Origin of the sequence: Photobacterium sp. GB-56, assembly GCF_003026105.1 — a bacterium.
Lineage (GTDB): Bacteria > Pseudomonadota > Gammaproteobacteria > Enterobacterales > Vibrionaceae > Photobacterium.
In genome coordinates this window covers 137,854-150,838 of record NZ_PYNW01000001.1, presented here as the reverse complement: position 1 = coordinate 150,838, position 12,985 = coordinate 137,854, and the positions used below count along the sequence as shown (strand labels likewise).

General features: G+C 40.9%; 11 protein-coding genes. All 11 read right to left on the bottom strand.

What is annotated here, in order from left to right; all coding sequences use genetic code 11:
• Window positions 1–43: 43 nt before the first annotated feature.
• Complete coding sequence (gene fliE / locus C9J42_RS00765; protein ID WP_107205494.1) at window positions 44–355, bottom strand: flagellar hook-basal body complex protein FliE; 312 nt, start codon at window positions 353–355, stop codon at window positions 44–46.
• Between the two features lie 41 nt (window positions 356–396).
• Window positions 397–1,776: a sigma-54 dependent transcriptional regulator gene (locus C9J42_RS00760; protein WP_107205493.1), complete on the bottom strand. Its 1,380-nt coding sequence runs from the start codon at window positions 1,774–1,776 to the stop codon at window positions 397–399.
• Window positions 1,777–1,813: 37 nt separating this feature from the next.
• Window positions 1,814–2,854 carry a PAS domain-containing sensor histidine kinase gene (locus C9J42_RS00755; RefSeq protein WP_107205492.1) on the bottom strand — a complete coding sequence of 347 codons (1,041 nt, stop codon included), beginning with the start codon at window positions 2,852–2,854 and terminating at the stop codon, window positions 1,814–1,816.
• 338 nt (window positions 2,855–3,192) lie between these two features.
• Entirely contained in the window at window positions 3,193–4,641 is a 1,449-nt protein-coding gene (locus C9J42_RS00750; protein WP_107205491.1) for a sigma-54 dependent transcriptional regulator, read from the bottom strand.
• A 274-nt stretch (window positions 4,642–4,915) separates the two neighbouring features.
• Complete coding sequence (gene fliS / locus C9J42_RS00745) at window positions 4,916–5,317, bottom strand: flagellar export chaperone FliS (protein ID WP_107292091.1); 402 nt, start codon at window positions 5,315–5,317, stop codon at window positions 4,916–4,918.
• A gap of 52 nt (window positions 5,318–5,369) precedes the next feature.
• Complete coding sequence (locus tag C9J42_RS00740) at window positions 5,370–5,669, bottom strand: flagellar biosynthesis protein FliS (RefSeq protein WP_107205489.1); 300 nt, start codon at window positions 5,667–5,669, stop codon at window positions 5,370–5,372.
• Between the two features lie 12 nt (window positions 5,670–5,681).
• On the bottom strand, window positions 5,682–7,067 hold the full coding sequence (fliD, locus tag C9J42_RS00735) for a flagellar filament capping protein FliD (RefSeq protein ID WP_107205488.1): 1,386 nt from the start codon (window positions 7,065–7,067) through the stop codon (window positions 5,682–5,684).
• An 11-nt stretch (window positions 7,068–7,078) separates the two neighbouring features.
• Complete coding sequence (locus C9J42_RS00730; protein ID WP_107205487.1) at window positions 7,079–7,504, bottom strand: flagellar protein FlaG; 426 nt, start codon at window positions 7,502–7,504, stop codon at window positions 7,079–7,081.
• A 70-nt stretch (window positions 7,505–7,574) separates the two neighbouring features.
• Window positions 7,575–8,993 carry a flagellin gene (locus C9J42_RS00725; RefSeq protein WP_107205486.1) on the bottom strand — a complete coding sequence of 473 codons (1,419 nt, stop codon included), beginning with the start codon at window positions 8,991–8,993 and terminating at the stop codon, window positions 7,575–7,577.
• Window positions 8,994–9,193: 200 nt separating this feature from the next.
• Complete coding sequence (flgL, locus tag C9J42_RS00720; RefSeq protein ID WP_107301587.1) at window positions 9,194–10,429, bottom strand: flagellar hook-associated protein FlgL; 1,236 nt, start codon at window positions 10,427–10,429, stop codon at window positions 9,194–9,196.
• Between the two features lie 12 nt (window positions 10,430–10,441).
• Entirely contained in the window at window positions 10,442–12,775 is a 2,334-nt protein-coding gene (gene flgK / locus C9J42_RS00715) for a flagellar hook-associated protein FlgK (RefSeq protein WP_107301586.1), read from the bottom strand.
• Window positions 12,776–12,985 lie beyond the last annotated feature (210 nt).

Here is a 12,985-nt window from a genome sequence, read left to right as displayed (position 1 = left end):
GCAAGAATAACGGTGTTACTTTCCATACTTTAAAAAGTCAGGCTTATACCGGCATATTCATTAATTCTTTGTACGCTTGTACCATTTTATTGCGAACTTGTACGGTTGCTTCAAACGCCACACTAGACTTATTTCTTGCAATCATGACATCTGCTAATGAAACGCTACGATCACCTTGATCAAAACGCGTTGCTAACTCACTGGATTGCCCTTGTATCTGATTCACAGATTGCAATGCATCACTCAAAAGATTGCCAAAATCAGAGCTCACTTGTTGGGCTGTTGCAGGGGAAGTGGTATTTTGAGCATCCAGTCTCATTGCTTGCATTTCTGCTTGTAATCCGTTTACTTTCATTCCGTGATTCTCTCTATCAATGTATTTATTTTAACCGCTCACTACGCAGGAATTTCAATCCCTGCATCACGCATTTTCGCCAATTTATAGCGCAAAGTTCGAGGACTGATCCCTAACTGCTCTGCCACATCTTTACGGCTGCCTTCACAGGCGATTAAAGTATCTAAAATAATACTAAACTCTTGTTCACGTAACTCACTACCCAGCCCTTCTCCCGTTGCCGCCGGTTTAGGACGAGCAGCCACAACGCAAGGTTCAGGCTCTGGCACACTTTGAGGCATTTCCGTATCTAGCCAATCAAAATGTTCTAATAAAATATCTTGCTGTTGAATGTGGTTGTTATCGCAAAGAATTAACGCGCGTTGAATAACGTTATCTAATTCTCGCACATTCCCAGGCCACGGGTATTGCACTAATTTATCTTGTGCCGCTTGGCTTATACTTGGTACCACATTTCCTTGTTTGATACTGTGTCGCTCTGCAAATAATGCCGCTAAAGGCAGAATATCACCCTGACGTTCAGCTAAAGCAGGCCAAGCAATTGGGAAGACATTAAGTCGGTAGTACAAATCTTCACGAAAATGCCCTTCTGCCACATAAGTTTTAAGTTCACGGTTACTGGTCGCAAGAATACGTACATCTAACTTAATGCTTTTGCGGCCACCTAGACGTTCAACTTCACGTTCTTGCAATACACGCAATAATTTTGCCTGTAAGCCTAAATCCATTTCACTGATTTCATCAAGCAATAAGGTACCACCTTGCGCTTGCTCAAATTTACCCGGACAGGCTTGAATCGCCCCCGTAAATGCACCTTTTTCATAGCCAAATAAGGTCGCTTCAAGCATATTTTCAGGAATGGCAGCGCAGTTAATGGCAATAAAGGGCCCATCTTTACGCTCGGAGTTATCATGGATATAACGAGACAGTACTTCCTTTCCTGAGCCACTCGGCCCTAGCACCATCACATTCGCCTCCGTTTTTGCGACCTTATCAGCAAGTGCTAATAACTTGATACTTTTCGGATCAGCAACAACGGTTTTACTGCTTTGTTTTTTTATCGGCGCATAACGCCCGACCATGTTTAACAGCACTTCAGGGGCAAAGGGTTTTGCCATATAATCAATCGCACCTTCACGCATTGCCGCGACTGCATCTTCAATATTGGCGTAAGCCGTCATTAATAGTACTGGGATTTTAGGCCAATTTAATTTAATACTGCGAAGTAATGCTAATCCATCCATCCCTGCCATTTGTACATCAGAGACAACGATATCAACCGCTTCCGACTTCATGATCACTAAAGCATGCTCTGCGCTTTCCGCTTCAATCCATTGATAGCCAGCTAACGCTAACGTATCAACCAATGCTTCACGTAATCCTTCATCATCTTCGACTACTAAGACTCTCGTTTGATTCATCTCTTCTCTCCATGAGTAAGCTCTGGCACTTTAATGCTCACGATGCGGCTAACTGTGATTGCATATTCTGCTGTGAGGCAATGGGAAGGGTTAAAGTAAAGCATGCCCCTTTACCTAACTCTGATATTAAAGACAACTTGCCACGATGCGCGAGTGCCACCATTTGAACAACGGCTAATCCCAACCCTGTACCTTGTTTTCGAGTGGTAAAGAAAGGCTCTAAGACCTTGCTTTGGAGCTCTGTCGCAATACCGGGGCCATTATCAGTGACTGATAACAAAATTTCGTCACCTACGGCATAACAAGACACAGCAACAGTACAGCCTTTACCTGACATTTGGATAGCGTTTGTAATTAGGTTACTGATAGCGCTCGCCAGTGCATTTTCATTGCCTAAAATAGCCAGTGATTCATCATCACAGTCAATACTAAAATCAACATTTTGGCTCATCACCAAGGCTTCAACCATGTTTTCCATACTATTAAGTAAACTTTCTAATGAAAAACAATTAACCACTTTATTATCACCACCTTTGGCGAACAGCAGCATATCATTAACTTGTTTTTCAAGATCTTGAAGACGATCGACAAGTTTACTTTGGAAGCGTTCACGGGTTGTTACTGGCAAGTTAGGGGCAGATAAATTAGCGGCGTATAACATCGCACTCGATAATGGTGTTCTGACTTGATGCGCCAAGGATGCCACCATTTTTCCTAAGGACGACAGTCGCTGCATTTCACTTAATCGTGATTGTAATCGGCGCGTTTCTGTCATGTCTGTAATGACAATTAACTGTCCAGCCGAAGAGGCTGAAATAGCTAATTTTACCTTAGCGCCAGAGCGCAGTGAAATTTCGTGTCCATCATCTTCCTGAGGCTGAAAACAGCGCTGGATAATATCTACCCAACGTTCACCTTCAAGGGGCTCGCCGAGCAAACGTAATGCTTCATTATTGGTTTCACAAATAATGCCTTTAGGATCGAGTAAAATGACACCAACAGGCATCACTTCCAGCACTTGTTGATAACGTTCAACTTGTTGTTCTAATGCCCCAATCACAACCGCTTTATCATCCATGCATGAAACCTAATAACAAAAAATCCAATCTAATTCATAAAAAAGCAATTTACATGCCATGTATTATTCTTTTAAATCATGCAATTACAAAATAGTCATGACAAAAAAACAATGTCAAAAAAATGACAATATATTAGAGTTTTATGGAATTGGCTAAAAAAATACAGATTGGCAGCAGTTTTTTGAGAGGTTATTGCTAAAAATAAATTAAAAGAAAGTGATTGTTAGCCCGCTCTGTTGAAAGTGATGTATTAACAACCTGCTATTTCGATTGCTATGAGGAATAAAAAAGCCGATGTCAAATTAATGGCATCGGCTTTGTATAAATTCATGACGCTCTATAAGCCTTCTTTATTCAGACCATATTTACGCATTTTTTCTACTAACGTAGTGCGTCGCATACCAAGCATATCAGCCGCCCTTGCAACAACACCTGACTGAGCATCTAACGCTTGCTTGATCATATCAACTTCAAGATCAGCTAACATTTCTTTTAAATTTAGCCCTTCAGGAGGAAGCTCGCTATTTACACCTGTTTGCTCATCTTCATATGATGAAAACATACTTGCTAATGCTTCTTGCTCTAATTCCTCAACACTTGGTTGAGAACTTTCTGGCGTAAAGTCAGGAAGTTGGCCGTAGCGATACTTAATCGGCAAATGATTAGTATCGACCATTTCACCGGGGTACAGAATACATAAACGCTCAACAAGGTTTGCAAGTTCACGTACGTTACCCGGCCAGTTATGCTCCATTAATGAATTAATCGCACGCGGTGTGAAGTGAATGCGTTTCGCACCTTCAGCTTCCATTCGAGTAAGCAACTCTTGAAGTAATAAAGGCAAATCCTCAATACGTTCACGCAATGCGGGCATATCAATAGGAAAAACATTAAGGCGATAGTACAAATCTTCACGGAATAAATTCTCATGGATCATTTTGTCTAAATCGCGGTGTGTTGCTGCAACAATACGTACGTTGGTTTTAATGGTTTGACTACCACCAACACGTTCAAAGCTTCGTTCTTGCAAAACGCGTAGGAGCTTAACTTGCATCGACATCGGCATATCACCGATTTCATCAAGAAATAACGTACCACCTTCAGCTAATTCAAAACGGCCTTTACGTGCAGAAATCGCACCAGTAAATGCCCCTTTTTCATGACCAAACAATTCACTTTCCAGTAAATCTGGCGGAATAGCACCACAGTTAACAGGAACAAACGGACCTTTACCACGCGCAGAGTGATAATGAACGTTACGTGCCACGACTTCTTTGCCTGTACCAGATTCACCTAAAATCAGCACACTGGCATCACAAGCAGCCACTTGCTCCATAAGGTGACGGATCTGACTAATTGTAGAGCTACTACCAACCATGCTACGGAATAAGGTATTTTTACGCCCTAGCTGAGGAACTTGGTAAGCACGTTTACCCATGTATTCTTGGCAATGACGGAAAGCATCAACGAGTTGGTTATAATGCAAAGGTAACTCTAGATCGCCAACATAATTCGCTAAACCAGAAAGATGAGCACGGTGATTTCCAAGCGATACAACAGGAATATGGGCATGAATTTTTAATGCATCTACGATATGAGATAAATGTTTATTTACTTCAATATTGCCCAGTAAACATGCGCCCCATGACTGCTGCCATAATGATGCATCAATACTCTGTGACGAGATAATTTCACACTGCTCACCAACAAACCCCAGAATTACACTGAGATCATGACGTTGCTGTTGATCGTCCTCAATAACGAGTGTCTTTGCTAAACCTTGCATAGAATGGATATAGCCTGCCTTCATAAAATGATGTAATTATTGGCTTATTTAATAGAAATGCGAACCACTGCCAATATTATTGGTATCTATTGTAATTAAACCATAGGAGAAGGCAATATTTGATAACGGAAAGGTGTGATACCAATACAAGGATAGATAAAACAATAGGACGAATATTGCGCATTTACAGCTATTCATCCTATATTTGAAGAGTTATTACCATTTTTTATAGTGTTATCCTGCCTATATGCATTTTAACACTTAACTTTATTAATTAACTCGCTTCACTTAAATGATGATACTCAGTTGGGATTTGATCCCACGCTGATTTGATCTCACGTAGCATACCAATCACATCATCAATGGGCTTAGTTTGGTTTTCGGCATTTGCTCGGCTGATCTCTGCAGCCATAAACTCATATAGGGCATCAAGGTTCTTGGAAATATCACCACCGTCTTCCATTGATAAGCAATCACGCAGACTTAGTACAATATCTAATGCTTTGCTTAAACGCTCGCATTTAACCGCAACATCGCCTTGCTCCATTGCCGCTTTTCCTTGAATTAAACGCTCAATCGCCCCTGCATACAGCATTTGAATAATACGGTGAGGAGAAGCACTGGCTAATTGTGCGTTTACTGAAACTTTTTTATATGCCTGAAGAGAACCACGCATGATGTAATCCCTTATTTAATAAGTGAAATCAAAATCAACAAAACCAAGAAGGCTATAAACCGTTTTGTTGAATATTGCTATACAGTGATAACGATTGTTTGCTCTTTTTAGAACGCACTAATCGCTCGCCAATAATGTCTTTGTGTTTTTGAATTAAGCTTTTTAATGCTTTCGTTCGTGCAACCACATCATCAAACACGACACGCGTTAAATCCGGTTGCCCTAAGATGTTTTCTACTTCTTGATGACGCAGAGCAACCAAATTTTCCAATTGTTGAGGAAAATCATCAGGATAATCTTGCTGCTGCAAAAGCTGTTCAATCTGCTGTTCGAGTTGAGTTAATTTTTCCATTTTTCATTCACTTTAAAATGTCATTAGGCTCATCATGGTATTCAGCTGATTATTCATTTTTCCAATAGCTGCATCCATCGCGGTAAACTGTTGATAGGTTCGTTCTTCATAAGCTTTCATTCGCTCATTTAAATCATCCATATCATCGTTTAATCTGTCTTGCTGCTCTTTTAAACTTTTCTCTTTATTGGTTAGAGAGCCGTCCGTTGAACTGGTGTAACCTTTAAAAATAGCTTCAGCCTTATCAAGAAAGCCTTTTTCATCGGTATGGAAGAAAGAATTAAATGCATTAAAATTATCTTTTAAAGACTCATCTAACTTTTCATCATCAATCTCGATTTTTCCATAACGGTCAGTGGTAATACCAAAGTCACTTAAGCTATAAGTTCTACCATCAACTTCGATACCCGCATTCATCATATTTCGCATTTGACTGATAATTGAACGGGTTAAACTATCACCGTTTAATGGCCCACTAGATTTAGACTCTGTATCGTATTTACTTAAACTATCAGCGGTATCGATAAACTCATTGTACTTTTCAACAAAGTCTTCAATTGAAGACTTTGCCGTTGAAGTGTCGTTGGTGATATCAATCGTTGCGAACTTAACATCGTCAGTATTGGTGAGTTTTTTAATATCAAGCGTCACACCTTCAATGGCATCTTCGATTTTATTACTACTACTAGTGATCTCGGTGAAGTTATCAATTTTTATTTTGGCATCAACACCGTTTTGCATCTCAACCATATCGGCATTGGCTGTTGGATTGGCAGGATCAAAGCTTAATTTGGCTAGCTCGCCCGTCATCCCTGAAGCATCAATAGAAATTTCATTGGCAACACCGGTATCAGTGCTTGAAAAAACAATTTTCGAACCATTGGCATCATTAATAACTGTTGCCGTTACACCAGGGTTATCTGCAGAATTGTTAATTGCATTCAGTACATCTTTTAAGCTGCTTTTATCTTGATCAATGGTGACAGACATGGTTTTACCATCAACGGTAATTTCCAAATCGCCCGATCCCAGTTGTGCTTTAGGATCGGCATCAAAAGCACTGTTAGTGACCACTTTATGAGATTTGGCAATTTCTAACACTTCAACGGTATAACTACCATTTTTTGCTTTATCTGATGCTTCAACAGAGACAAAATCTTTCTCAGATGATTTAGCTGATTGACCTGCAAATACTTTATCTTCAGCAAATTTTTTCACCATATCTTCTAAACCAGATACCGCCGATTTAATTTGCCCGTAGCCACTTAACTGTACTTCCAGTTTTTGTTGCTGCTCTTTAATGCGTTGCTCTTTTGGCGTACGCTCGGCGGCAACCAATTGTTGCGTCATGCCCGCCACATCTAAGCCAGAAGCTAAACCACCTGCACTTAACCCCATGAGTTTTCCTTTTACACTTTATGACTTAACGAGCCTAAACCGTACTTGGCCAAATTTTTGTTTAAATCTAGCAATTCTTGTGCCGGAACTTGGCGAATAACTTCACCCGTTTTGTTATCAACTATGGTGGCAATTGGTTTACCTGACTCATCATCTTGATGGAAACGTAACGAACGATTGGCAGATTGTAATGCCATTTCAATCTGCTTAATTCTCTCTTGTTCCGACTTTTGCTCTAGCAAAGATGAATTAAGGGGATCGTCAATGTCACTGGAATCAATAGGATTAACAGCCTTTATCGATGATAGGGAAGATTCAGAGCTAACAGTTTGTTGCTCTACACCTTGAGGGGAAGTGTGACGAACTTTCTTATCGCCTTCCATATCCTGATTAGAGGTTAAAGACGATGAAAAGATAGTTATCGGATTGATCGCCATAGCCAGTCCTTAGCGATATCGCTGTAAGTAAAAAGCCCTGTATTGAATATACAGGGCTTCATTTGAATGATTAACCCAGTAGGCTAAGTGCCGCTTGTGGGATCTGCTTAGCTTGCGCAAGAATTGAAGTACTTGCTTGTTGCAGAATTTGGTTCTTCGTCATGTTAGTGGTTTCAGCTGCGAAATCGACATCTTTAATACGGCTGTTTGATGCATTTACGTTTTCATTGATGTTCGCAAGGTTATTTAACGTGTGGTTAAAACGGTTTTGTACCGCACCCAAATCTGCTCGTTGTGAGTCAATCCCAGCAATAGCTGCGTCAATAACGTCTAGTGCGCCTTGAGCACCACTCTGACTTGTAATATCGATATCTTTAACAGTACTTAAAGATGAGTTACCAGCTGCAGTAGTAATGGCTGTAGCAGTACCAGTTACCGTAAACTTATCACTAGAACTAAAAGTTAATTCAGAATTAACTACAGCACCACCAACATTAACAGTAGCAGCTGTACCAGCAACTCCCGTTGAAGGATCAACTGCCGCCATAGTTAATGTACCGCCTGCAGGACCTACAGCTTTAATACCTGCAACATCTTCAGCTTCGATCTGCAATTTACCTGTAGACTTATCATAAGTAGCATTATAACCATCTTTACCGATATCACTTGCAAGCTCAGACATATCACCATTATAAGAGCTTAAGTCATAACTTGTTGTACCAATCTCCAGTGTACCAGTATCGGAAGCAGTCAAATTATCCAACTCAACACGAGCCGTAGCCTTAGCTTCAACACCAGTACCCAATGCACTCAAGGCATCAGCTGCTGCTTTAGCATCCATTGTTGAAATATCAGTAGTAGCTGAAACACCATTTGGACCTGATAAAACTATATCACTTGCGCCTGTTGCTAAACCGTATGCTGTGCCTGCTGCTGCTGCTGCGCCAAATACAGTACCAGCACCTGATTTCTGGTGTTGACCAATATCGCCAGAAGCAACACTTGATAATGAAACATCAATAGTCTCATTCGCATTTGAGCCAACTTGGAAGGATTTCGTACCGAAAGTACCATCTAATAACTGTTGACCACCAAACGTTGTAGTATCTGCAATACGGGTCATTTCTGTTTGTAAGGCACTTACTTCTTTTTGAAGTGCTTCACGGTCTTCAGCTGAGTTTGAGCCATTCGCTGCTTGAAGAGACAAATCACGCATACGTTGAAGCATGTTTGTTGTTTCTGACATCGCGCCTTCAGCGGTTTGCGCCATTGAGATACCGTCGTTGGCATTACGCATTGCTACGTTTAGACCGTTTGTTTGGCTGGTTAAACGGTTTGAGATTTGAAGACCTGCAGCATCATCTTTTGCAGAGTTAATGCGAAGACCAGAAGAAAGTTTTTCCATGCTATTAGCAACGCCGTTGCTTGCACCGTTTAGGTAACGCTGGGCGGTCATTGCAGAGACGTTAGTATTAACTGTAACAGCCATAATTGTAGCTCCTTGATTTGATACCCAGCGATTCCCGGGCTAACTAAGTATTTCCTGTTGTGATTTCTTTAACGGCACGGCGAGAAAATGCTTTAATGTTTTTTTTATTTTTTTCTTATCAAGGGTTAACTTTATTTTTTTACAGTAAGTTAGACAAAAAAAAGCGGCAACTTATTGCCGCTTAATTCTATGACAGATAGCTATAAATAATTAAATAATGTGAGTTCTTTTGTCTTATTAAACGCAGCCTGTGATGCTTGCAGTGCCATCGATTGTTCATTCATATCAATGATCGCTTTGCTGTAATCAAGATCTTCTAAGCCGCTTTGTGCTTTATTCAAGGTTAATTCAAAATCTTTGTGTTGTTCGCCCTGTCTATCAAGGGTTTGTAACACACTACCAACCTGCGAGCGCTGCTGGTTCATGTGAATGAATGCGCCATTTAAATCATCAATAACACGTTGTAAATTGGCATTACCTTCTGCTGATGACGTTGGCTGCTCTGCGTTGTTAATCGCATCTTTAAGAGAATCTAAAACGTTAAAGGTTTTACTCGGGGTTAACGCGACACTATCACCCAGTTTGATTTCACCATCAAATTGAAAGTCTAACGTCCCCGCACCACCAGCAGCTGCGAGATCAAAGTTTACCCCCACTTTAGGATCATAAGTATTTTGATCTAATAGTACCCCCGTTGTTGGGTCCCCTTGATAAAGTTGATATTCCATTACACCAGCATTATCGACAAACTTAACACTGTAATTATTGCTGTCATTCGGATTGCTATTTGTTGCCGTTAAAATATGTAGCTGCGAGTCTGGTTGTAAACCAGAAAAGTCAGGCCGGTAATCACCGTAAGGGTTGGGTATCGCCATGAAGACATCATTACCCGTTAAGCTGGTCTTCACCTCTAAGTTTTTATCTATTTGGCTATGACGCGCTTGATCATCCCCTTGATAAACAATGGTTGGCGGCGTTTGCCCATTTTGCATAAAAGGTTTGGTGGCTGATTGTGTACCTGCAAAAATATAGTTACCCGATTCATCTTGTGTATTTGCCAGCCCCAATAACTCATCATAAAGGCTCTGCAATTCATCTTTAAAGGCACTGCGATCTTCTGCAGCCATAGCACCATTGATCATGCGAATGACTTTTTGTTTCGTCACATCAAGATTGTTCTCTACACCCGTTAACGTTGATTCCGTCACATTCATGCGGTTGGTCGCTAATGTTATCGCATCTTGATATTGCGTGATGAGTGTCTGCTCTTGACGATAATTCTGAATCATTACTGATGAAACAGGATCGTCACCGGCGGTTAATACGCGTCGACCCGTCGCTAAATGTTCATTACTGGTATTTAGTTCACCCTGCTTACGCATTAAATTCGAGGTTAAACTTTGATACTGGCTAGCAGTAGAAACTCGGTTAATCATGATTTACTCCTACTACACGGTACGCATTAAGGTATCAAAGGTTTCTTTAGCCACTGACATGATCCGAGATGATGCCATGTAAGATTGCTGGAACTTCATAAGATTAGCGGCTTCTTCATCAAGATTAACACCCGATAAGTTCGATACTCGCTCGGACGCGGCATCAAAATCCAATTGATTGACTTCTGCAGTTTTATCCGCATTATTCTTTAACATACCAATGTCTGTTGCTAACCCTTCAAACAAATCAATCACACTCGATTTGCCCTCATTCATGGTTTTGCCATGCTGAATTTGCTGCATTGCTAAGAAGTTACTGTTGCCACCTACCGCATTAGTCCTGCCTAAAGTCACCGTGAAGTTATCTCCAACTTGACCATTATCCGTCAGTGACAATGTCGGGGCTGTTTGGCCTGCAAAGGTAATTTCTTTACTCACGTTAGTTAATGGATAAGCCAGTGATTGGACGGTATTACCCGCATCATCTTTTAAATCCATTAGGGTGTTCGTTTGAGTATTCGTTACTGTTAACTTGTCAGAAGCGGTGATGGCTAACGTAAACGTATCACCAATCGCTGCACCTGAAGTTAAACTTGCTACGCTGATTTGATCACCATTGCTAGCAACCATGGTTAATACATTGCCCGTTGTTGTCAGTGGATAGTCTAGCTCGTTAACAACAGCACCCGTAGCATCCACTAAATTAATCGGATTATTTGCAGCATCTACCATGCTAAGTTTATCGCCCGCACCATTTAAGCTAAGGGTATACGTGCCTTGTGCCACTGTGGCACCAGCAGCTTGAATAGCCGTCAGCGTCGCTGTACCAGTGTTACTTGCATTATTGGTCGCTGTTAAATCAGCGCTGTTAATAATGTCGACTCTGTAGGTGCCCGCTAATTGGTCAGGCACTAACCCGCCAGCTTTATTGAGCTCTGCTGTTCCAACGTTATTTGGGTTAGCTTCAATACTGGATATTTTATTCCCTGCAAGGCCACGAGGATCTGACATCTCCACGCTAATGTTAGCCGCACCACGACGCATCGGCTGAATGATGACGGTCTCACTTTGTCCTGCCGCAGGGGGATTGCCCATCACAGTATTCATGGTTAACGTTAAACCATCGACACTGACTGATAAAGGCATTGTCGCCGTTGGAGATATAAGTGGATTGCCGTTTGACTGTTTCATCTCATTGCCAGTGGGATCGATTAAGCGAAAACTATAATCAGTACCATCAAATTCAGTTGTAAGCTGGTATTCTCCCGTTTTTAACGCATTTACATCATCAATTTTGACATCAATGTCAGTTTGGCTACCTAATGGCTTTAATACTCGCTCTTTCATTAAGTTAGGGTTGTTAACATCATAAAAAATAGCACCTCCAACCGCACCTGAGAGATCGGTACCCGATTGCTGCAAATCGTTTATTTGCTTTGAAAAGCCAATCGCCATTCGCCCCATTTCATCGAGGCTTTTATCTATTACATCATCACGGATCGACAACATGGCACCTAATCCGCCGCCAATGTGATCACTTTTAATGGCTTTGGCTTGATTCCCATTAATTAATGCCATCTGTTTGTCTTCCAAATCAGGATCACCATTAACCATTTTTAATTGTGATGATTCAACGCCAGAAACCAAGGTATCACCGCTACCAATAATGACTTTATCGGCAAGGCTGCCTTTATCCGCCAATACTGTCACTTTGGTATATTTGGCTAATTCATTAATTAAGCCTCGTTGTTTATCCAGCAAGTCATGGTTTTTATCGCCATCAGGCATGCCTTGTAAACTGGTATTAATAGCGGCAAGTTCTTGCCCTAATGCATTCACACGCTCAAGTGTTACATCCAGTTGCTCATTCACATCTCGACGAATATTGGTTAACGTCTCATAAGAATTATTAAAACTTCTTGCCGCTTGTTCGGCATGCTCTAACACGGTTTGACGAGAGCCAAGATCGTTAGGGTGATCTGACAATGAACGTACCGAGTTATAAAAATTATTCATGCTATTAACGGTGTTAACAGCACTTTTTGAGGTGAAATCATCCAGCATCATCATGTGCTGTTGACGAACATTTGAAGCTTCAAGCTGGGTGGTAGAGAGGGTTAATTCACGGGCAGCAAACTGATCATAAGCACGATTAACGCTATCAATGTACGCACCACTGCCGTAATAGTTACCGCCGCTCCATTGTGCATCGGCCGCTTTTTGATCGACCACCTGACGGCTATAACCTGCGGTATGCACGTTACTAATATTATGGCTGGTTACATCAAGTTGCTTTTGCGATGTACGCAAACCACTGATACCAAGCTGCATTAAATCCGACGCCATATTAATTCCCTAACTCATTAACAACGTGATGTTTTATATCAATCTTAATGACGCTTATTCATATAAGGCGTGCATTACGATAGCTTCTTTGCAAAAATCGAACCAATTAAAAATAATAAAAGTTTTTTTAATTAAACGATTATTTTTGAGTATTTAAAGATGGTAATAAATCGCTATTTGTTTATAATTTAAAAGCTCAACCCAAATTAA